Annotated in this window: 19 protein-coding genes; 16 read left to right on the forward strand and 3 right to left on the reverse strand. The window is 63.2% G+C overall.

The window, feature by feature from the left end:
• Window positions 1-51 precede the first annotated feature (51 nt).
• From THECO_RS05990 to THECO_RS06020, 7 genes are all read left to right on the forward strand, one after another.
• Window positions 52-1,068, forward strand: coding sequence for an NAD-dependent epimerase/dehydratase family protein (locus THECO_RS05990; protein WP_015254157.1), 1,017 nt, complete (start codon window positions 52-54; stop codon window positions 1,066-1,068).
• 1 nt (window position 1,069) lies between these two features.
• Window positions 1,070-2,143 carry a dihydrodipicolinate synthase family protein gene (locus THECO_RS05995; protein WP_015254158.1) on the forward strand — a complete coding sequence of 358 codons (1,074 nt, stop codon included), beginning with the start codon at window positions 1,070-1,072 and terminating at the stop codon, window positions 2,141-2,143.
• Between the two features lie 28 nt (window positions 2,144-2,171).
• Complete coding sequence (sdaAB, locus tag THECO_RS06000) at window positions 2,172-2,846, forward strand: L-serine ammonia-lyase, iron-sulfur-dependent subunit beta (protein WP_015254159.1); 675 nt, start codon at window positions 2,172-2,174, stop codon at window positions 2,844-2,846.
• Between the two features lie 76 nt (window positions 2,847-2,922).
• A complete protein-coding gene (gene sdaAA, locus THECO_RS06005) occupies window positions 2,923-3,810 on the forward strand; it encodes an L-serine ammonia-lyase, iron-sulfur-dependent, subunit alpha (protein WP_015254160.1) in 888 nt (295 codons plus the stop codon).
• 2 nt (window positions 3,811-3,812) lie between these two features.
• Window positions 3,813-4,982: a M20 metallopeptidase family protein gene (locus THECO_RS06010; protein ID WP_015254161.1), complete on the forward strand. Its 1,170-nt coding sequence runs from the start codon at window positions 3,813-3,815 to the stop codon at window positions 4,980-4,982.
• An 83-nt stretch (window positions 4,983-5,065) separates the two neighbouring features.
• The gene (locus THECO_RS06015) at window positions 5,066-6,412 is read left to right on the forward strand and encodes an FAD-dependent oxidoreductase (protein WP_015254162.1); all 1,347 of its coding nucleotides are present in this window, start codon (window positions 5,066-5,068) and stop codon (window positions 6,410-6,412) included.
• A gap of 3 nt (window positions 6,413-6,415) precedes the next feature.
• The gene (locus tag THECO_RS06020; RefSeq protein ID WP_015254163.1) at window positions 6,416-7,426 is read left to right on the forward strand and encodes a zinc-dependent alcohol dehydrogenase; all 1,011 of its coding nucleotides are present in this window, start codon (window positions 6,416-6,418) and stop codon (window positions 7,424-7,426) included.
• On the opposite strand, the gene nagA is transcribed toward THECO_RS06020, so the two are convergent.
• The gene (nagA, locus tag THECO_RS06025; protein WP_015254164.1) at window positions 7,408-8,577 is read right to left on the reverse strand and encodes an N-acetylglucosamine-6-phosphate deacetylase; all 1,170 of its coding nucleotides are present in this window, start codon (window positions 8,575-8,577) and stop codon (window positions 7,408-7,410) included. The genes THECO_RS06020 and nagA overlap by 19 nt on opposite strands.
• A gap of 4 nt (window positions 8,578-8,581) precedes the next feature.
• A complete protein-coding gene (nagB, locus tag THECO_RS06030; protein ID WP_015254165.1) occupies window positions 8,582-9,355 on the reverse strand; it encodes a glucosamine-6-phosphate deaminase in 774 nt (257 codons plus the stop codon).
• Between the two features lie 144 nt (window positions 9,356-9,499).
• On the opposite strand from nagB, the gene THECO_RS06035 reads away from it, so the two are divergent.
• From THECO_RS06035 to uxaC, 9 genes are all read left to right on the forward strand, one after another.
• On the forward strand, window positions 9,500-10,840 hold the full coding sequence (locus THECO_RS06035) for a GGDEF domain-containing protein (RefSeq protein ID WP_015254166.1): 1,341 nt from the start codon (window positions 9,500-9,502) through the stop codon (window positions 10,838-10,840).
• A gap of 492 nt (window positions 10,841-11,332) precedes the next feature.
• Window positions 11,333-12,985 carry an extracellular solute-binding protein gene (locus tag THECO_RS06040; protein WP_015254167.1) on the forward strand — a complete coding sequence of 551 codons (1,653 nt, stop codon included), beginning with the start codon at window positions 11,333-11,335 and terminating at the stop codon, window positions 12,983-12,985.
• A 153-nt stretch (window positions 12,986-13,138) separates the two neighbouring features.
• On the forward strand, window positions 13,139-14,095 hold the full coding sequence (locus THECO_RS06045) for an ABC transporter permease (protein WP_015254168.1): 957 nt from the start codon (window positions 13,139-13,141) through the stop codon (window positions 14,093-14,095).
• On the forward strand, window positions 14,089-14,952 hold the full coding sequence (locus THECO_RS06050; RefSeq protein ID WP_015254169.1) for a carbohydrate ABC transporter permease: 864 nt from the start codon (window positions 14,089-14,091) through the stop codon (window positions 14,950-14,952). The genes THECO_RS06045 and THECO_RS06050 overlap by 7 nt, the downstream gene beginning before the upstream one ends.
• 49 nt (window positions 14,953-15,001) lie before the next feature.
• Complete coding sequence (locus THECO_RS06055; protein WP_015254170.1) at window positions 15,002-17,251, forward strand: helix-turn-helix transcriptional regulator; 2,250 nt, start codon at window positions 15,002-15,004, stop codon at window positions 17,249-17,251.
• 26 nt (window positions 17,252-17,277) lie between these two features.
• Window positions 17,278-18,228, forward strand: coding sequence for an ROK family glucokinase (locus tag THECO_RS06060; RefSeq protein WP_015254171.1), 951 nt, complete (start codon window positions 17,278-17,280; stop codon window positions 18,226-18,228).
• A gap of 155 nt (window positions 18,229-18,383) precedes the next feature.
• Entirely contained in the window at window positions 18,384-19,025 is a 642-nt protein-coding gene (locus THECO_RS06065) for an immunoglobulin-like domain-containing protein (protein WP_015254172.1), read from the forward strand.
• A gap of 154 nt (window positions 19,026-19,179) precedes the next feature.
• Window positions 19,180-19,404 carry a hypothetical protein gene (locus THECO_RS06070; RefSeq protein WP_015254173.1) on the forward strand — a complete coding sequence of 75 codons (225 nt, stop codon included), beginning with the start codon at window positions 19,180-19,182 and terminating at the stop codon, window positions 19,402-19,404.
• A gap of 591 nt (window positions 19,405-19,995) precedes the next feature.
• Window positions 19,996-21,396, forward strand: coding sequence for a glucuronate isomerase (uxaC, locus tag THECO_RS06075; RefSeq protein ID WP_041854226.1), 1,401 nt, complete (start codon window positions 19,996-19,998; stop codon window positions 21,394-21,396).
• A gap of 28 nt (window positions 21,397-21,424) precedes the next feature.
• On the opposite strand, the gene THECO_RS06080 is transcribed toward uxaC, so the two are convergent.
• The gene (locus THECO_RS06080; protein WP_015254175.1) at window positions 21,425-22,441 is read right to left on the reverse strand and encodes a LacI family DNA-binding transcriptional regulator; all 1,017 of its coding nucleotides are present in this window, start codon (window positions 22,439-22,441) and stop codon (window positions 21,425-21,427) included.
• Between the last annotated feature and the right edge of the window lie 70 nt (window positions 22,442-22,511).

Below are 22,511 nucleotides of genomic sequence, written 5' to 3' on the forward strand. Positions count from 1 at the left end.
CGGCGCTATGATGAGGATGGGAACCGCTACGAGTCCTTAAGGAGGAGAGTCATGAGAACAGTCGAAGAACTGGAAGCCAAGCTGTCGGATCCGTCGGAGGAACTGATCCGGGATCTGGCGAGCGTAGACGGCGATGTGCTGATTCTGGGAGCGGGCGGCAAAATGGGGCCGAGCCTGGCGAAGCTCGCGGTGCGTGCGATCCGCGAAGGCGGGCTGAACAAGCGGGTCATCGGCGTATCGCGCTTCTCCGATGCGGAAGTGCGCGAAGATCTGGAAAGAAGCGGCGTCGAGATCATCTCCGCCGACATCCTGAACGACGACGAACTGCGCAACCTGCCGGACGCGGCCAACGTGATCTACATGGTCGGCTACAAGTTCGGCACGACGGGCAAGGAGCATCTGGCCTGGGCGATGAACACCTATCTGCCCGGCCGGGTGGCGGAACGGTACAAGGATTCGCGCATCGTCGTTTTCTCGTCGGGCAACGTCTATCCGTTCACGTCGATCCACGGCGGCGGCGCGGACGAATCCGTGGCGCCGGAACCGATCGGCGAGTACGCGCAATCGTGCCTGGGACGCGAACGGATTTTCACCTACCATTCGCACAAGAACGGCACGCCGATGCTCATCTACCGGCTGAACTATGCGATCGACATGCGCTACGGGGTGCTGCTCGAAATCGCGCAGTCGGTGTACGAGGGACGGCCGATCGACCTGACGATGGGCCACGCCAACGTCATCTGGCAGGGAGATGCGAACGCGATCGCGCTGCGCAGCCTCACGGCGTGCACGGCGCCGCCGACGATCCTGAACGTGACCGGTCCGGAGACGATGTCGGTCCGCTGGGCGGCGCACAAGTTCGCCGAGCGGTTCGGCAAAGAGCCGATTTTCGAGGGAACCGAGTCGGAGACGGCCCTGCTGAACAACGCGGCGAAGTCGTTCCGGATGTTCGGCTATCCGCGGGTGTCGCTGCTCCAGATGATCGACTGGGTCGCCGAATGGGTCAAGGCCGGCGGCAAGACGTGGAACAAGCCGACGCATTTCCAGGAGAGGAAGGGGAAATTCTGACATGACTCAAGCAGCCAGAACGCTGTCGCCCGAGAAAATGCGGGCGCTGCACGAAGGTCTCGTCATCCCCGCGCATCCCCTCGCGCTGGACGAGAACCGGAAGCTGGACGAACGCCATCAGCGGGCGCTTACGCGCTACTATATCGCATCCGGAGCGGGCGGCGTCGCGGTCGGGGTGCACTCGACCCAGTTCGAGATCCGGGATCCCGAACACAACCTGCTCGAACCGGTGCTGCGGCTCGCCGCGGATGAGGTCGACCGGGCGCAGCTCGACCGGCCGTTCCTGAAGATCGCCGGCATCTGCGGGCCGACGGAGCAGGCGCTCAAGGAAGCGGAGCTTGCCGCCTCCCTCGGCTACGACGCCGGCCTGCTCAGCATGGGCGGACTCGCCGATTGGAGCGAGGAGGCGCTGCTGGAACGGACGCGCCGGGTGGCGGCCGTCATCCCCGTCGTCGGATTCTATCTGCAGCCGGCCGTCGGGGGCCGGATTTTCACCTATGAGTTCTGGCGGCAGCTGGCCGAGATTCCGAACGTCGTGGCAATCAAGATGGCGCCGTTCAACCGGTACCAGACGATCGACGTCGTCCGCGCCGTCTGCTCGTCGAGCCGTCGCGACGAGATCGCGCTGTACACCGGCAACGACGACAACATCGTCGTGGATCTCATGACGACCTGGGATTTCGACGTGGACGGCGTCAAGGTCCGCAAGTCCATCGTCGGCGGCCTGCTGGGCCATTGGGCGGTCTGGACGAAGAAGGCCGTCGAGCTGCTGGAGGAAATCAAGAAGGTGCGCGGCCGGAGCGAAATTCCCGCGGAACTGCTCACCCGGGCGATCCAGGTGACCGACGCCAACGCTGCCTTCTTCGATCCCGCCCACGCGTTCGCGGGCTGCATTCCGGGCATTCACGAGGTGCTCCGCAGACAGGGGCTCATGAAAGGCACCTGGTGCCTGAATCCGCACGAGACGCTGTCCCCCGGCCAGTCGGAGGAGATCGACCGCGTATACCGGGCTTATCCGCATCTGAACGACGACGATTTCGTCGCCGCGCATCTGGATGAGTGGCTGAACGGTTGAGCCTTTGGCCGGGGCAGGGGGATCGCGCATGCGGTACAAAGATGTCTTCTCGATCATCGGTCCGAGCATGGTAGGTCCGTCCAGCTCGCACACCGCCGGTGCCGTCAGGCTTGGCCTGACGGCCCGAGCCATATTCGGCGGCACGCCGGAAGAGGCGGAAATCGCGCTGTACGGATCGTTCGCCGCCACGGGCCGGGGCCACGGCACCGATCTCGCGCTCGTCGCGGGCATCCTGGGCTTCGGTCCCGACGACGAGCGGATCAAGGACGCGTTCCGCCACGCGGAGGAAGCCGGCGTCGCTTTGAGCTTTCGCACGGCGCACCGGCCGAACGTGCATCCGAACACGGCCGCGATCGTCCTGCGCGGCGGCGGGCGGGAGGACAGCGTGACGGGCTGCTCCCACGGCGGCGGCAACATTGCGATCACGGAAGTCAACCGGTTCGAGGTGAAATTTTCGGCCGACTATCCGACGCTCCTGGTCTTCCACGACGACCGGCCGTCCATGATCGCGGAAATCGCGGTCATCCTCGGCACGGCCGGGGTCAACATCGGCTACATGGAAGTCGACCGCATGTCGCGCAACGGCAGCGCGCTGACGGTGCTGGAGCTGGACCAGGAGCCCGGCGCGGAAGTGATCGGCAGCATTTCCGGCCTGCGCGGCGTGCGCAGGGTGTGTGTCGTTCCGCTGGTCCGGAGGGCGTAAAGCACGCAAACAGCGCGGAAAGGTTCGAGGAAACGGTGCTGTTTTACCGAGGGACGGAAGAAGGGGTGAACCGCAAATGAGATTTTCGACCTTAAGCGAGCTGATCCGGCTGTGCGAACAGGAAGCCGTCCCGATCGGCCGGCTGATGCTCATGGAGCAGGCGAAGGAGACGGACGAGCCGGAGGATGCGGTCTTCGGGCGGATGCGCGAATATTACGGGGTGATGAAGGAAGCGGTCCGCAAAGGCATCGGGGAGGCGCCGGTGTCGCGCAGCGGACTGACGGGCGGCGATGCGAAGCGGGTTCACGATTACCTGGAAGCGGGCGCTTCCTCGCTCGGCGCGGATACGGGCAAGGCGATGGCGTACGCCCTGGCGGTATCCGAGGTGAACGCCGCGATGGGGCGGATCATCGCGACGCCGACGGCCGGCTCGTGCGGCATCATCCCGGGCGTGTTCGTCAGCACCCAGGAACGGTTCGGATGGACGGACGACGAGATGGTGTACGGCCTGTTCTGCGCCGGCGCCATCGGGTACGTGATTGCCAACAACTCGTTCATTTCGGGCGCGGAGGGCGGCTGCCAGGCCGAGGTCGGCTCGGCTGTCGCGATGGCGGCCGGCGCCCTGACCGAGCTGCGCGGCGGCACGCCGGAACAGGCGGTGCACGCGGTCGGGCTCGCACTGAAGAACTCGCTCGGCCTCATCTGCGATCCGGTGGCCGGCCTGGTGGAAATCCCGTGCATCGTCCGCAACGGCTTCGGGGCGGTGACCGCGCTGGCCGCCTCCGACATGGCGCTGGCCGGGGTTGAGAGCGTCATTCCGTCCGACGAAGTGATCGGCGTCATGCTGGAAGTCGGCAGCCAGATGCCGGAAGCCTGGCGGGAGACGGCCCGGGGCGGCCTGGCGCGCACGCCGACCGGTCAGAAAATTACGCAGGATATCCGACTGGAAAGAAGGAATCCGTGAAAATGAACACCACATTGAACGATGCGATGCTGCTGGCCGGCGAGCTGACCGCGATCCGGCGGCATCTGCACCGGTATCCCGAATTGAGCCGGAAGGAAACGGAGACCGCCGCGCTCGTCGCCCGCGAACTGACGAAGCTGGGCCTTGCGGTCCGGACGGGCGTCGGCGGTCACGGCGTCGTCGCGGATCTGAAGGGCGGCTTCCCGGGCAAGACGATTGCGCTCCGCGCCGACATGGACGCGCTGCCGATCCAGGAGGAGACCGGCCTGGAGTTCGCATCCGCGCGGCCCGGGGTGATGCACGCCTGCGGCCACGACGCGCATACGGCGATGCTGCTCGGCGCCGCGAAGCTGCTTGTCAACATGGCGGACCGGCTGCATGGCACCGTCCGCTTTGTCTTTCAGCCGGCGGAAGAGGTGAACGCCGGCGCGAAGGCGATGATCGCGGACGGCGTGCTCGACGGCGTGGCCGAAATTTACGGCTTGCACAATTTGCCCACGCTTTCGGCCGGCAAGGCCGCCGTCTGCGCCGGGCCGATGATGGGATCGGTGGACCGGCTGGAGATCCGGCTCGAAGGCCGGGGCGGCCACGGCGCCATTCCGGATCAATGCGTCGATCCGATCGTCTGCGCCTCCCACGTGGTGATGGCGCTGCAGACGATCGCAAGCCGCGAGCTGTCGCCCTTCGAACCCGCGGTCGTCACGATCGGCAGCCTGCAGGCGGGGGACGCGAACAACGTCATCCCGCACCGGGCGGAGATGACCGGCACGATCCGCACGTTCGACCCGCGCTTGAAGGCGCGGATGCCGGAGCGCATCGAGCGGCTCGTAACGCAGATCGCGCAGGGCTATCGCTGCAAGGCGGAGATCCGCATCATCGACCAGACGCCGGTGCTCGTCAACCACGCGGCCAACGCCCGCCTGGTCGGCGAGACGGTTGACGGGACGATCGGCGCCGAAAACCGCGTGCCGGCCGCGCCGACGATGGCCGGCGAAGATTTCTCGGTCTACCTGGAGCATGTGCCGGGCTGCTTCTTCTGGCTCGGCTCGGGACCCGCGGTGAACGCGGAGGAAGCCTATGGACTCCATCATCCGAAGTATGTGCTGAACGAGGACTGCCTGCCGTACGGGGCGGCGCTGCTCGCCAACATCGCGTGCAAGGCGCTGGGGTAGAAGGCGGCCAAAGGCCATGCCCCGAACCGGGAACAGCGCCCGGTCAACCGGCAAACCATCAATACGGGGGAGGAAAAAGACGCATGCATGATGTGGCGGTGCTCGGCGGCGGACCGGCCGGAATCGCGGCCGCGATCGCCGCGGCGCGCGGCGGCGCGAAGACGGTGCTGGTCGAGCGCTACGGCTTTCTGGGCGGCATGTCGACGGCCGCGCTTGTCTATCCGTGGATGACGTTCCACACGGAGACGGGCAGGCAGGTGATCCGCGGCATTGCGCAGGAGATCGTGGACCGGCTGATCGAGCGGAACGCGTCGCCCGGCCATCTGCGGGACACGATCGGGTTTACGTATTCGCTCACGCCGTTCGATCCGGAAGTTTACAAGGTGCTGGCGCATGAAATGCTGAAGGAAGCCGGCGTCGATCTGCTGCTGCACACATGGGCCGACGATGTGCTCGTGCGGAACGGCCGGATCGAACACGTCACGCTCCGCGGCAAATCCGGACCGCTCAAGCTCCAGGCGCGGATGTTCGTCGACGCGACCGGGGACGGCGACATCGCATACCGGGCGGGTGCGCCCTGGGAACAGGGCAACCGGGAAGGCCGGGTGCAGCCGATGACGATGAAGTTCCGGATGCGGGGCGTGAACGTCGACGAGATCAAGGACTATATGAAGCGGCATCCGGAGGAATTTTACGAGCGGTCGCTCATTTCCGAGCTGGACCGGCTGCCGCTGACGGGCGTCATGGGGTTCTATTCGATCTGGAAGCGGGCCGGGCTGCCGATCGCGCGGGAAGGGCTGCTGTTCTTCATCGGCCCCCGCGGAGACGAAGCGCTCATCAACGTGTCGCGGGTGCCGGGGCTCGATCCGACGAAGGCGGAGCAGTTGACGGAGGCCGAGCTGGAAGGCCGGCGCCAGGCGCTCATGCTGGAGCGGTTCTTCCGCGAGTCGGTTCCCGGCTTCCGCCATGCGGTGCTCGCCCAGGTCGGCACGCAGATCGGCGTGCGGGAGACGCGGAGAATCCGCGGCCTGTACATGCTGAACGGGGAAGACGTGCTGTCGGGCCGGCGGTTCGACGACTGCATCGCCCGCAGCGGCTATCCGATCGACATCCACAACCCGTCCGGAGGAGGCGTCACGACCGGCATGATCCGGGACGGCGGCGCCTATGACATTCCCTACCGGTCGATCGTCCCGCTGGGCGTCGAGAACCTGCTCCTGGCCGGCCGCTGCATATCGGCGACGCACGAGGCGCAGGCGACCGCACGGCTGACGCCGAGCTGCATGGCCGTCGGACAGGCCTCGGGCGCGGCGGCGGCGATCGCGGCCGCAGGGGGCTTTGCGGCCGGGGAAGTTCCGATGGACAAGCTGCAGCAGAAACTGCTGTCGGACGGGGCCGAACTCGGCCTTGACGAAGAAGGAGGAAGATAACCGATGAAAGCCGTCGCTGCACAGAACGGCCGGGTTTTCGTCACGGAGCTGGATATCCCCGGGCTTCTGCCCGGGCATATCCTCGTCCGCACCGAATATTCCGCCATCAGCCCGGGAACCGAAATGACGATGATGCGAAACAGCGGCGATACGCCCATCATTCTGGGATACAACGCGGTCGGGATCGTGGAACGGACCGGGGAAGGCGTGGAAGGTCTGAAGGCCGGCGACCGCGTGGCGTGTTACGGGGCGCCCTATGTGCGCCACGCCGAATATCTCGCGGTTCCGGCCAACCTGACGGCGAAGGTGCCGGATCACGTCGATCCGCGGGAAGCCGCCTATTCGGGATTGGGCGCGGTCGCCATCCACGCGCTGCGCACGGCGCAGCTTCAGTTCGGCGAATCGGTCGTCGTGGTGGGGCTGGGCATCCTCGGCAATCTGATCGCCCAGATCGCGAACGCGGCCGCATTCCGGACGGCGGGGCTCGATCTGCAGCAAGAACGGGCGGTCAAGCTCAAGGAGGCGGGCATCCGCCACGTCTATGCCGACCCGGCGGAACTGGAGGGGAATCTCGCGGACGTCACCGGCGGGTCCGGAGCGGACGCGGTGCTCCTGTGCGCCGGCGGTCCCGGCGAAGCGCTCATCAACCGGGCGATGGAATGGCTCCGGGACCGGGGCAAAATCGTCATCGTCGGCGATCTTGCGACGGCGTTCTCCCGCAACGCGATGTTCGCGAAGGAAGTGCAGGTGCTCATCTCGCGCGCCGGCGGTCCGGGACGCTACGATCCCGGTTACGAGCGCGACAACCGCGACTATCCGATCGGCTACGTGCGCTGGACCGAAGGGCGCAACGTCGGCGAGTTCGTCCGCCTGCTGGCGGAGAAGCGCATCAGCGTCGCGCCCCTGATCACGCACGAAGTGCCGTTCGAACGAGCGCCGGAGGCCTATGACCTGTACCGGCAAGGCGCGTCAGGGGTGATCGGCACCCTGCTGCGTCACGGCGCAAGCTCCTGACCTTTGATCCAGACGCGCCTGAGTCCGAGCCCGGCGTCGAGCAGCAGGACATCCGCCTGCTTGCCGGGCGCAAGCGACCCCGTCACGCGGTCGACGCCGATCTGCCGGGCCGGATTGAGGCTGGCCATCCGGCTCGCGTCTGCGACGGATACGCCGGCCTTCCGGACCACGAAGCGGAATGCGTCGATCATCGTGAGCGTGCTGCCCGCCAGGTTGCCGGAATCGCGCAGCCGGGCGACGCCGTCCTGCATGATGACGGACAGGCCGCCGAGATCGTACTCGCCGTCGGGCATCCCCGCGGCGGCCATCGCATCGGTGATGAGGATGACGCCCCGGGGCCCCTTCGCGCGGATGAGCATCTCGATGCCCGCGGGATGGACGTGATGGCCGTCGGCGATCACTTCGGCCATGATCCGGTCGTCGGTCAGCACGGCGCCGACCGTTCCCGGTTCCCGGTGATGATAGGGACGCATCGCGTTGAACATATGGACCGCGTGCCGCAGCCCGCGGTCGGCCGCCGCCCGCATATCCGCCAGCGTGGCGTCCGTATGCCCGCAGGCGGGCACAATACCGCATGCTTTCAGGCGCCCGATGTATTCGAGGGCGCCTTCCGTTTCCGGCGCAAGCGTCTGGATCTTGATCAGGCCGGGCCAGCGGCTCGTCCAATCTTCCAGCCAATCGAGGCGCGGCGGAAGGATATGGTCGGGGTTCTGCGCGCCTCTCCATTTGAAGCTGACGAACGGCCCCTCCAGATGGACGCCCAGAAGCTGCGCATGGGGCATCGGCGAAGCCGTGAATCGGCTCACGGCTTCGATCGCCGCGTCCAGCCGCTCTTTCGATGCGGTAAGCGTCGTCGCCAGCATGCCGGTCGTGCCGTGAAGGGCATGGAAGCGGGTAATGGCCCGCAGGCTCGCCTCGTCGGCGTCCATGAAGTCGCCCCCCGCTCCGCCGTGGACGTGCAGGTCGATAAAGCCCGGCAGCACCCATCCGCCTTCGCCGTCGACCCTGACCGCGGAAGCCGCTTCGGGCGGAAGCGGCTTGTCCGCCCCGCCCATCGCGGCGATGATGCCGTCCTCAAGCAGGATCCACCCGGAAAAAGGTTCCCCTTTTTCCGCAACAATACGGGCATTTTCGATCAGGATGCCGTTCACGGGCTCACACGCTCCTTCCGCCGGACAGCGTCGTTCTGTCCGGAAGCGACTTCGAAAGCTTCGACGCCGCCCCCTGATCCAGCAGCACGATGAGCTGCGGATGGGCCTGCAGCAGGGAGGCCGGACAGTCCGTCGTGATCGGGCCTTCCAGCGCCCGGCGCACGATGTCCGCCTTGTCTTCGCCCTTGGCCATCAGCACGATCGTCCTCGCCTTCAAAATCGTTCCGACGCCCATTGTGATCGCCAGCCGCGGCACTTCGTCGATCGAGTTGAAGAACCGGGCGTTCGCCTGCCGCGTCTTCTCCGCGAGCTCGACGACATGCGTGCCGGTTGCCAGTTCCCGGTCCGGCTCGTTGAAGCCGATGTGGCCGTTGTGGCCGATGCCGAGCAGCTGGAGATCGATGCCTCCGGCCTCCTCGATCAGCGCGTCATAGCGGCGGCATTCCGCTTCCAGGTCGGCGGCGTTGCCGTTCGGCAGATGGGCGCGGGAAAGCGGAAGGTCGATATGGTCGAACAGATTTTTCCGCATGTAGGCGTGATAACTCTCGGGATGATCTTCCGGCAGGCCGACATATTCGTCCAGATTGAACGTGGTCGCATGGCGGAAACTGACCAGACCGTTCCGGTAATCGTCGATGAGGCGGCGGTAGACGCCGAGCGGCGTTCCGCCCGTCGCGAGTCCGAGCACGGCTCGCGGCTTGATGCGGATCATCCCGCCGATGAGATCGGCGCAAGCCTCGTCCAATTGATCTCCGGATGCAAACACCTGAATGTTCAAGCCGGTACACGCTCCTTGTCCAATCCTGATGAATTAACGTTTGACATTTCGTCCGATTCATATTATATCATAAAATGACACGGTCTTTATTTTGTCTTAAATAAAAAAATTGTACTTATTCTTTGCCTGAAAGGACGAGCGTTCATGCAGATCAAGATTGGTGTCATCGGCACTCCCGCCGTCGTCAGGCGGCTGATGGCGGTGATCAAGGAGTTTCCGACATTTCGACCGGTCGTCCGCGAGATCGGGAAGGTCGAAGAAGCGCCCGAACATGCGGAGGCGCTCGCGAGGGAGACGGAGGTATTGTTCGTTTTCGGACCGGTGGCGCACCGGCTCGTGAAGGAGCGGGTGCAAGCCTCCGTTCCGGTCGTCCAGGTGCCGCTGACGGGAGCGGGACTGTACAAGGTGTTGTTCTCCGCGCTGAAATCCGGCAAACTGGACGGCGGCCTCTCGGTGGACACGCTGACGAAAACGATGGTCATGCGGACGCTCAGGGATCTCTGCCTTGAAGACATTCGCGTGATGGTTTACAACGGCCCCGCCTGGGCGTCGCCGGAGAAGGTGGCCGCCTTCCACGAGCAGCAGGCGGCGGCGGGCTTGAGCTCGCTGGCCGTAACCGGAGCGGCGTCGGTCGCGGAGATCCTCCGGTCGAAGGGGATTTGCGCGGAGCATCTGATTCCGTCCGAGCAGGACATGATCGTGGCGCTCGAACGGGCGCTGCTCTCGACGGAATCGCGCCGGAACAAGGAATCGCAGATTGTCGTCGGCATGCTCGCCGTCGACGACTTCGGAAGCCTCGTGCTGAAGAAGAGCAGCGAGCTGGAAGTGCAGAAGCTGAAGCTGGACATCCACCGGACCGTGCTGAACTACGTCGAGTCGCTGGACGGGTATCTGACGCAGATCGGCGAAGGGGAGTATCTGTTCTTCACGACGCGCGGCATTTTCGAGCGGGAGACCGGCGGTTACAAGACGATCTATCTGGCCAAGGATGCGCGCTCGTCCTACGGCATCACGCTCAGCCTCGGCGTCGGCTTCGGCACGTCGGCGAACGAAGCCGGCATGAACGCGCGCGCGGCGCTCAGGAAATCCCGTGAAGCCGGCGGCAACGCGTGCTTCATCATCCGGGAAGACCAGACGCTGATCGGTCCGCTCGAAATGTCCGACCCCGTGCAGGCCGTGCTGCCGCCCACGGATTCCGAACTGATCCGCATGGCCGAGAAGGCGGGCATGACGAGCACGTATCTGAGCAAGCTGCTCACCCACACGTCGAAATCGGGCAAATACGATTACAAGGCGCACGAGCTGGCGGACGTGCTCGGCATCACGATCCGCAGCGCGCACCGGCTGCTGCAGGCCTGGGCGGACAACGGGCTCGTCAAGGTCGTCGACGTGGAGAAGCTGTCCAAGGGCCGGCCGCGCCAAATCTACCGGTTCACGTTCCTCATGGGCAGGGGAAATGCAGCCGCATCGGCAAAAAATGAATAATCCGGAACCATCGGCCAGCGTGTGAAACCGCGCATGGCGCCGTCCGCATAGCCGGGAACTCCCGGCTTTTTCTTTCTATTAAAGACAAATTATGGACCTGTCGCAATTCCAGTGAAAGAGGTATCATAGTCGTGTAAACTTTCGCTATTTCCACCGCTTTTGATTTTTCCACACCTCGTGAGCCCTTGATTTTCAAGGATTTTTTGATTTTTCGCCCCGCCCTTGCTTCCGGGTTTGCCGGATGGTTGAAAACGTTTTATTTCTCGGCGCCCGGGGGCCGGATAGAATGGGTGGCGATGGCAAACGCAAGACCGTCCTCCCGTAAGCCGCGGCCGGATGGCCATTCCGGACGGCGCGGCCCGGGGACACGGAACTTGCCCCAAGCCGGAACATCAGGGGGGTGTGCGGGGCTGCAGAGGTAGACAAGCTCACCGGGTCGATGGCTGTTTTATGGATCGGTTGTTTCCACCATATCAGAAGCGAGGGGAAAACATGCGCAAACAGAAGCGACTGCTGGCTCTGCTCCTGGTGCTGACGATGATTGCGATGATCATCGCGGCATGCGGCGGCGGCAACAAGGAACAGGGCAACAATTCTTCGTCCAATTCCACCGCCGGATCATCCAATTCGGGTTCGACGAACGCGGCTTCGCCGGAATCCGAAGGAGCGGCCGACACGACGGCCCAATACGGCGACACCGGCGGCCTGAAGCTTCCGCTGGTTGATGAACCGGTAACCATCACCTGGATGCTGGTCGGTGACGAGCCGGTGAATGACAAGCTGATCGCCAGGGAAATCGAGAAGCGCACCGGCATCAAGGTGGACTTCCAGGTCTATTCTTCCGCCACCTATCAGGAAAAGCTCCGCGTGACGGTTGCTTCGGGCAAGCTGCCGGACATCTTCCACGGCCTGACCGCTGCCGAACTGAAGAAGCTCGGCCAGCAAGGCGCGGTTGTCGCCATCAACGAATACATCGACATGCTGCCGAACTTCAAGAAGCTGTACGTTGAAGAAAATCCGTGGGTCATCGCATCCTACGGCGACGAGAACGGCAACATCTACACCTGGCCGATCTACGACATGCAGCGCGACGTGAACCACGGCTTCATGTACCGCAAGGACATCTTCGACAAGCACGGCATCCAGCCGTGGACGAACACGGATGAGTTCTATGAAGCGCTCAAGAAGCTGAAAGAACTGTATCCGGACTCCTATCCGTACGCTTCGAAGACGAAGGAAGCGATCTTCAAGGATTGGGCTTACGGCTGGGGCATCGGCAGCGCAAGCTATCCGGCGTACTACGACGAAAGCGACGGCACGTGGAAGTTCGCGCCGACGTCGGAGCAGCACAAAGACATGCTCGACCTGATGAAGAAGATGTACAACGAAGGCCTGCTCGATCCGGAATTCCTGACGGATACGCAGGATTCCTGGACCGCGAAGATGACGACCGGCAAGTCGTTCGTCACGTGGGACTGGATCGGACGCATGGAACTGTTCTACAACCAGGTCAAGGACCAAAACCCGGACTACGACCTGCGCTACGCGAACCCGATCGGTCCGACGGGCAACATCCGCACGCTGCCGCGGATCGACGACTTCAGCATCACGGTCGCGAACAACAAGAACAAGGAAGTCGCGCTGAAACTGCTCGACTATCTGACCAGCCCGTCCGGCGGCTCGCTCGTGACGATGGGCGTCGAAGGCGAAACGTTCCACTTCGACGAGAATGGCAAGCCGGTTTATCCGGAACTGGAAGGCCAGGCGATCGACATCAAGGTGCTCGAGCAAAAATACGGCCTCTGGCTTGAAGGCATGTACCTGCGTCCGGACCACAGAAGCGTCTACTACAACTACACGGAACGCGAGCAGGAAGCTCAGGACATGATGAACGCGCAAGGCAAATTCGAACCGCTGGATCCCGTCCTGAACTTCACCGACGAGGAGAACGCGAAGATTGCCGAACTGCAGGTCGCGCTCGAGAAGGCGGCCGCCGAGTTCAACGCCAACTACATCCTCGACAAGAAGGCCGGCGAGAAAGATTGGGAAGCCTGGCTGCAAAACGCGAAGAAACTTGGCGTGGATGAATTCATCGAGATCTTCAACACGGCACAACAACGCTACAACGCCATGGTTGCGCAATAACGGTTCCGGAACATCGCGGATACCGATTGCGGACTTCGCAAGCGGGGGCGCCCGGGACCAACGGGTCCCGGGTGTCCTTCCCGTTGCGGGGCTTGATGCGCGGAGCGGTCAACCGCTGCCGGCAGCTGAAGATTTTTTCGGGGAGGAGACATGATGGAGACCGCTGCCACGAAGGCCGGGAAAGCCGCGAACAAGCCCTCCAGGCTGGCCGCAGCCTGGAAGCACATGAAACGGGATCGGCAGCTTCTGATTCTGTTCATTCCCTGCCTTGCCTTCTATCTGATCTTTCGTTACGGACCGCTGTACGGTCTCCTCATCGCGTTCAAGGACTACAGCGTGTTCCAGGGCATTTGGGACAGCCCGTGGGTAGGTTTCAAGCACTTCGAGAAGTTTTTCAACGGCAACGACTTTGCGCTGCTGTTCCGCAACACCCTGATGCTCGGCTTCCTGAACCTCATTTTCAGTTTTCCGTTTCCGATTCTGCTGGCGCTCATGCTGAACGAGGTCAGACTGAAATGGTTCAAGAAGTCGGTCCAGACGCTGAGTTATCTGCCGGCGTTTCTGTCCGTCGTCATCATCTGCAGCATGGTCATCGACTTCCTGTCGCCGACGGACGGCATCGTCAACAAGATCATCGAAGCGTTCGGCTTTGAACCGGTATACTTCCTTGCCGAAAAAGCCTGGTTCCGTCCGATTTACATCATTTCGGACATCTGGACCAACATGGGGTACGAGTCGATCATCTATCTGGCCGCCATCGCCGGCATCGATCCGACGCTCTACGAAGCGGCCAGGGTGGACGGCGCGAACCGCTACCACATGATGCGGCACATCACGTTCCCCGGCATCCTGGGCACGGTTATCGTCATGTTCATCATGAAGACCGGCAACATGCTCCGGATCGGCTACGAGAAGGTGCTGCTCCTCTACAGCCCGATGACCTACGAGGTGGCGGACGTCTTCTCCACCTTCGTCTACCGCAAAGGGCTGCTGGAGTCGAACTACAGCTACGCCGCCGCGGTTGGTCTTTTCGAAGCGCTCGTCGCGCTCGTCATGCTTCTGATGGCCAACTTCGTCAGCAAGCGGTTGGGGGGTCAGGGACTGTGGTAGGACAACCCCGATTCACGTTGTTCAGCCTTGTCAACGGCCTTTTGCTGATCGGCGTCGCCATTGCGACCCTGTACCCCGTGTGGTATATTCTTGTCGTTTCGCTGAGCGACACGGCCTATGTGGTGCAGGGCAAAGTGTTCCTTTGGCCGAAGGGATTGAACCTGGACGCGTACAAGGAAGTGCTGCAGGACAGCAAAATTCCCCGTGCGTACCTGAATACGATTTTCTACACCACGCTCGGGACCACGATCAACCTGCTCATGACGGCGATTGCGGCCTATCCGCTGTCCCAGAAAGATTTCTTCGGCCGAAAATGGTTCATGCTGCTCATCATCCTGACCATGTTCCTGAACCCCGGCATCATCCCCAACTATCTGCTTGTGCAGAAGCTGGGGCTGATCGATACGTTCTGGGCGCTGGTCATCCCGAACGCGATCTGGACGTTCGAACTCATCATCCTGAAATCGTTCTACGAGAGCATGTCGACGTCGATCCGGGAGGCCGCCAGAATTGACGGCGCGTCCGAATTCCGGATTCTGTTCAGGATCATTCTCCCGCTTTCCAAGCCGGCGCTGGCTTCGATCGGCCTGTTCTACTTCATGGGCCACTGGAACAGCTACTTCCTCCCGATGATCTACCTGAACGATTCGCTCAAGTATCCGCTTCAGGTCGTGCTGCGGGACATGCTGATCTTCAGCGAGGGCAACCGGTCGAACCTGGTCGACGCCGCCGCACTGGCGCCGCAGGCGCTCAAAAATGCGACGATTGTGCTGTCGATGATTCCGGTCCTGATGATCTATCCGTTCGCGCAGAAATACTTTGCACAAGGAGTCATGCTCGGGGCGGAGAAAGGATAAAGGTGAGTCGTTCGAACGGCTCGTGCACAACGCGCCGGGGGTGTTGGTCATGAAGAGATGGTTTTACAGCTTGGGCGTGCTGCAGGTCTTCGGGGCGTTGTTGATTGTCATCCTGGTGATGTCCGCATCCAACCTGGTCATTCACCGCAACTCGATCTCCGACATTTACGAGAAGATGGTTGACCACAACAACCTGTCCGTCAAATACATGATCCAGACGTTTGACGACCATTTCCGTGCGATCAACAACCTGATCTACACGATCCACAGCCTGCCGTACGACAATCTGATCGACAATGACGGCTCGATCGACATGTCCAGGGTGTACGCCCTGCAGCAGCAGGTCGAGTCCCTGATGTCCTCCCACGATGTGGTCGAGGACGTCATTGTCTTCTATGACAACGTACCGGTGGCAATCACGTCCACGGGCACGAGCAGCCTGGAGCACCTGTTCGAGCAGAAGTACCGCCATCCCCATTATGATGCCCATTATTGGCTGAAATTCCTGCGCAGCAAGCACGACATGAAAGTCTTTCCGGCGGAGGATTTCACGGTCCTCACCGGATCGACGCAGGAATACCGGACGAAGAAGCTGCTGGTCGTCACGGACAGCAACCGGATGGCGCTGTCCAACAAAAACGTCGTCGTGCTCGTCGACGTCGACAAGCTGCTCAGGCAGGTGAACCGGGCGTCGCTCATTCCGGGCTCGTCGCTCGTCGTCATGGACCAGAACCGCCAGGTGCTGCTGGGAACCGGGGCCAACTGGGACCTCGTCGAAGTGATCAATACCTTCAAGGGCAGCGTGAAGGACGAAACGTCGGTCACCCGGGAAGATTACGAGTATCACGTATACCAGTCGGATTTCAACGGATTCATCTACATCGACCGGGTACCGTATCAATTCCAGAATCTGGACTCCGTCACGAAAGCCAACCGTTCGATCATTCTGACCTCGATCGCCAGCGCGATCCTCCTGTCCCTGCTGCTCAGCGTGTACCTGCATCGTCCCGTGAGGAGCATTCTGCGCCTGCTCGGCGGCGGCAACAGCAAGGGAAACGATTTCCGCAAAATCTACAGCGGCATCGTGAAACTCCAGACGGAAAACCAGGAGTTCCGCAATCAGCAGCAGTTCCTGGAGAACGAGCTGCGGCGCGTCGTGTTCCTGCGCGCCATCGAGGAAGCGCCGTATTCGGAGGAGCTGTGGCGGGAACTCGAGAAATTCAAGCAGGATTTTCTGCCGCACCGGTATTTCGTGATGGGCGCGCTGCTCTTGGAACGTTCGTCGCCCGTCCGGGAAATGCTCCCCGCCGAGACGCAGTCGGCCATCCTGCAGCGGGAACTTCGGAACGCAAGGCCGGACGCGATCGTCGTCCACGTGCGCGGACTTCGCTTCCTGACGCTCTTCCCCGTAAGGGAACCCGGAGAGCGGCCGAAACTGCTGCGGCAGGTGCGCGAGGCCGTCAGCGCGATGGAACAGGGCGTTTTGGACGGCTGGCGCATCCGGGGATGCGTCGGCAAATTGCGCAACGCGGAATTTGAACAATTTCCCGAAGCGTATGAAGAAGTGCGGGAAAGCATGTACAACCGTCCGGTGAATGTGGAGGAGGCGGTGCTTGACGCGGCCGAACCGGCGGACCAGCGCGGCATGCATCTGCCGCTGGATCAACTGGAGAAGCTGTCCAACTGCCTGCTCGGCGGGAAAATGGAGGAGGCCGGCGCGATCATCCGCGACATCATGCGGCGGAATGCCGGCAACCACGTCGGGCTGCGTCAGATGGAACATGTCGCCAGGACGCTGTTCTACCACATGTTCCGGCTGGCCGAAGCGTCCGGAATGGACGGCGAAGCGCTCGCGGATCTGGAGCGGCGGATCCATCGGACGCTCGAGAAGGACGGCGATTTCGACCTGACGGAGGAGATGCTCGTCGAGGCAGCGGCCTGCATCGGGGCGAAGGTCCGGGTCGCCAAGCCGGACAAGCTGAATCCGGCGTTCATCAGCCAATATATCGAGCTGCATTACATGGAAGATCTGTATCTCGACCACATGGCGGAAGTGTTCAACACGACGCCGAAATATTTCTCCAGCTACTTCAAGAAGACGTTCGGCGTCACGTTCGTGGATTACCTGAGCAAGGTGCGTCTTGCGCACGCGCGCGAGCTGCTGCGCAATACCACCTTGACCGTCGCGGAAGTCGGGGAGCGGGTCGGTTACCTGAACGCCTCCACCTTCGCGACGACATTCAAAAAATATTACGGCATATCGCCGAGCGACTTCCGCAAGCAGGAGCTTGGCGCATAGGCGATTGATTTCACGGGGTGCGAAACATGACGGACTTACGGTATATCGGCATCGACATCGGCGGCACGGCCGTCAAGGTCGGCGTCTGCGACGCGGAAGGCAGGCTGCTTCATACGTTCGAGGGACCCACGGAAACGGACAAGGGCCGGGAGCGGGTGCTGGACAACATCGCCGCGTACGCCCGCCGGTGCGCCGATGAAGCTTCGCTTGACTGGGAGCGGATCGCGGGCGTCGGCGTCGGGCTTCCCGGCCAGATCGACGCGGCGCGGGGCGTCGTCGAATTTATCGCCAATCTGCCGCTTGCGGGCGTGCGATTGAAGGATCATCTGGAGTCGGTGCTCGGCAGGCCGGTGCGCATCAGCAACGACGCGAACGTTGCCGCGCTCGGGGAAGCCTGGTCCGGCGCGGGCCGGGGCGTCGCGAGCAGCGTGACATTCACGCTCGGCACCGGCGTGGGCGGCGGCATCGTCGTCGGCGGCCGCGTGATCGACGGCTTCTCCGGCATGGGCGGGGAATTGGGCCATATGGTGATCGTGCCCGATTCCGAGGCGGTCCGGTGTGGATGCGGCAAGACCGGCTGCCTGGAGACGGTGGCGTCGGCCACCGGCATCGTGCGCATGGCGCGCGAGGCGGTGGAGATGGGCGTCCGGACGTCGCTCGCCGAGGCCGGAGAACTGACGGCGAAGGCGGTGTTCGATGCGGCCCGGGCCGGTGACGAGGCGGCGCGGCGCATCGTCGGACGGGCGGCGCATTATCTCGGCCGGTCGATGGCGTTGGTGGCGGTCGTCATCAATCCGCAGCGGTTCATCATCGGCGGCGGCGTCGCGAAGGCGGGCGAATTCCTGCTGGAACAGGTGCGCGAGGCGTTCCGCGCACACGCGATCGGACGGGCGGGCGAAGGCGTCTCGATCGTCGCCGCGAAGCTCGGCAACAACGCCGGCGTGATCGGCGCGGCGGGGCTCGTCCGGAAGCTGTGAGCGACTCGCGTGCAACTTCCTCCGCTTCTTTCGCGTCAGAACGGCGAAGGTACCGGAGGAAGGAGTTCGGGAGATGGGCGGATCATCCCTTTGGAAGCTTCGGCGCGTCACCGCGCCGCTGCTGGCGTTCGGCCTGATCGCCGGATGCGGCGCCGGTGCGGACGGCCCCGGAGACGAACGGATGTGGTCCGCAGGGAGCGGAGCGCTGTCGGATCGCGTCGACGATCCGGACGGCGTCCGGTCGGCCCGCGCGTGGCTTGCGGAAGATGCTGCGCCGGAAACATGGTGGACCCGCGCGGGATTCGGCCGGCCGGCAGATGGTTTCTGGGGGATGGGCGGATGGCGGCGGCCTGCTCGGATACGGGTTGACGCCGTGTATGAACGCCGTGTATGCGCTGGGCGCAGCGATTCTGGACGAGCGCGGCACGCCGGAGGACACCCGGGCGTCCCTGATTCTCGTGCCGGAACCCGAGATCAACGCGTCGGTGCGGCTCGACCGGACGGTGTACGCCGATGCGGACGATAAGGCCGTTCTGACGCTGACGAACGCCGGTCCGACCGTTCTTGTATTCGGTACGGATTATCGGATTGAGAAGAAGGTCGATAAGGAATGGCGCGTCGTGCCGCTGGATCTCATGTTCGACAGCACCGGTCTGAAGCTCCGGCCCGGCGGGCAGCATGAGCTGCATGTCGATATCGGCAGGCTCGGCCCCGGGGAATACCGGGTGGTGAAGGCGATTTGGGCGGAAGGGCTGGACCTGACCGCGGAGCTGGCGGCGGAATTTGCCATTGCATAAGGATGCGTGCGGCATCGGATCGCGGGCAGGCCCGCGGCGCCGGTGCCGTTTTTTTTGCAGGTTCGCGAATGACCGCACATCAACGGTTGTGGTAAGATCAGGAAGAATGGCGTTTCCATTCTGTTTATTATCGGATATCGGGTGGTAGAGACAGATGGCGTATCAATTCGTGTGGGGCGGCTTCTTCGCGGTTTTGCTGTATTGGGCGCTCGCGCTGCTGATCGTGTATATGGTCATTTATTTCGCGGTCAAGCACGCGATCAACAACGCGCAGCTGCTGCGCGAGCTGCGCGATGAGATTCGGGCGCTCCGCAACGCGCCGCCGCATGGACCGGCGCCTGGTCCCTCCGACGGCCCGTGGCGGCAAGATTGGAAGTGACGGGCATTGTTGGCCCCGATCCGCTTGCCGGATGTCGAGGCCGCATCCGCGCGGAGACACGGCCGCAAGCGGCGGGGCCGGTTCCGGCGGCTGCCGTGAGCCGGGAGCGGCGCCGAGGCTGCATCCGCGCGGAAGCACGGCTGCATGGCTTGACTGCCGCGGCGTGGCCGATACCGGCTCGGAACGGTGGCCGTAAGCCATGGCAACCGTGTCCAGGCCGGTTCCGTCGGCCGCCAATGGAACGGAGTACCGCTGTTTGTGACAAACGGCACATTTTGCGGATGCTTGCGGAACTCGGCGCCTTTATCGGTTCTGCTCCGGCCTTCAATGCGCCGGCGCGCCAGCCGAACACGTGCGCTGAATTCCGTCAGGTTTCGGCCGAAGGGCCTTATCGGCGAAATAACGGCTCGTGGTTCCGCAACGCCCGGGGACGGCCCCAAAAATGTGATTGATCTCCGGCGCGATTCGGCATATGATGGATTAACAACGTTGTTATTCCGCGCGATGACCGGACTTGAAACCGGCTCCGCGAATCCCAAACGGAAACCCCAAAAGAGAAGAAAGGCGGGACAACGATTGGCCAGACATTTCATGGACGAAGATTTTCTGCTCGGAAGCGAGACGGCAAGGCGGCTTTATCATGATTACGCGAAATCGATGCCGATCATCGACTATCACTGCCATTTGAGTCCGCAGGAGATCTGGGAGAATCGTACATACCGCAATCTGGCGGAAGTATGGCTCGGCGGCGATCATTACAAATGGCGGGCGATGCGGGCGAACGGCTTCGACGAGCGGTACGTGACCGGCGACGCGGACGGCTACGAGAAGTTTCTCGCCTACGCCCGCACGCTGCCGCAGGCGATCGGCAATCCGCTCTACCATTGGTCGCATCTGGAGCTCAAGCGGTATTTCGGCATTGACGAACCGCTCGACGAGCGCTCGGCGCCTTCAATCTGGGAGCGGGCGAACCGGCAGATTCAGAACGGGGGCCTGAGCGCGCGCGAGCTGATCACGAAGTCGAACGTCGAAGTGATCTGCACGACCGATGATCCGGCCGACTCGCTGGAATATCATCTGAAGCTCAAGGGGGATGCGCAGTTCCGGACGAAGGTGCTGCCGTCGTTCCGTCCGGACAAGGCGCTCGAGCTGAACCGGCCGGGATTTCCGGACTATGTGCGGAGGCTGGAGCAGGCGGCGGGCATCCCGATCCGGACGTACGACGACCTGCTGGCCGCGCTGAAGGCGAGGATCGACTTCTTCCATGAGGTCGGCTGCCGCGTCTCGGACCATGCGCTCGATGTCGTCGTCTGCGAAGAGGCGACGGATGCGGAAGCGGCGGCAGCCTTCGCGGAAGCGCTTCAAGGCCGCCGGGTAAGCGAAGAAGCGGAGCGGAAATACAAGACGCATCTGCTGATCTTCCTCGGCAGGGAGTACGCCGCGCGGGGCTGGGCGATGCAGTACCACATGAACGCGATGCGCAACAACAACACGCGCCGGCTGGCCGAGCTCGGGCCCGACACCGGTTTCGACTCGATCGGCGACACGTCGATCGCCCGGCCGCTGTCCCGGCTGCTCGATTCGCTCGAGCGGGAGAACGCGCTGCCGAAGACGATTCTCTATTCGCTCCATCCCGGCCACAACCCGATCGTCGCCTCGATGATCGGCAACTTCCAGGGCGGCGGCATCCCGGGCAAAATCCAGTTCGGCTCGGCGTGGTGGTTCAACGACACGAAGGAAGGGATGATCGCCCAGCTCAAGACGCTCGCCGATTTCGGACTGCTCGGACGGTTCGTCGGCATGCTGACCGACTCCCGCAGCTTCCTGTCGTACACGCGGCACGAGTATTTCCGCCGCATTCTCTGCAACCTGATCGGCGAGTGGGCGGAGAACGGCGAAGTGCCGGATGATCCGGAGATGCTCGGCGGCATTGTCGAAAATATTTCCTACCGAAACGCGAAAGCGTACTTCGACTTCGACTCCGTCCGTTAAGTGCGTAAAGAACGGGCCTCGCAAGCCCTCAAATTTCCGCGGGAGGCGGGGCGGTGGACACGCGGACGACGAGCGACGGTTCGAGCGTGACCGTTCCGACCGCATCCGGCTGCTCGACCAGCCGGAGCAGGCTGTCGGCGACGAGCTCCGCCATCGCGTCGATGTCCGCGCCCACGGCCGTCACGGGCACATCCAGCTCCGCCATCTGCGGAATGTTGTCGTAGCTTGCGACCGACAGCGCCCACGGAACGTCGAGCCCGGCTTCCGCGGCCGCGCGCAGGACGCCGCGCGCCAGATCGTAGCTGCCGCAGACTACGGCAGTCGGACGCCGCCGGGACGCGCCGGATTCTCCCGGACCGCCGGCGAAGAGGGCCCGCGCGGCAGCGTAGCCGTCGTGCACTTCCATGCCCTGCACGTCCGCGACGGGCGCGTCATGAGCGGCAATGCCAAGTGCGCCGGTCTCATCCAGGAAAGCCTCGATCTTCACGGCTTGCAGCGGATCGTACCGTTCCGGCCGGCCGATGTAGGCGATGCGCCGGTGGCCGAGCGAAGCCAGATGGCGGACGGCCAGCCGGATCGCGGCGCCGCGGTTGACGTCGACGGTCGGCAGCGGCGCGTATCCCGCCGCGCCGTACGACAGCACCGGGATGCCGGCGGAATCGGGGATGTGAGATGCGCCGCCTTCCATCCCGCCGAAGACGAGGATGGCGTCGACCTGGAACTTGCGGAACGTCGCGAACGCCGCGTCCATGCCGCCGATTGACAGCAGCATGGCGGTGCCCCGCCGTTCGAGCCGGTCACCCACGCGCGTAATCAGCGTAGACAGCGCCGTCCGTTCAATGGACGGCCAGACGACGCCGACGGCGCCGCTGCGCTTCGATACGAGACGGCGGGCCGCGATGTTCGGCTGATAGCCCATCTCGCGGGCGATGGCGATGATGCGCCGCTTCGTCTCGGGCGTGACCAGCGGGCTGTCCCGCAGCGCCTTCGACACGGTCGAGAAGCTGACGCCGGCCGCTTGCGCGATATCTTTGATCGTGACCATGGCGTTTTCCTCCCGCCAATGCCAACGTTGTTATTCGATGCTATCATCTTAGTACATGGACGCGGGAATG

Source organism: Thermobacillus composti KWC4, assembly GCF_000227705.2.
Taxonomy (GTDB): Bacteria; Bacillota; Bacilli; order Paenibacillales; family Paenibacillaceae; genus Thermobacillus; species Thermobacillus xylanilyticus.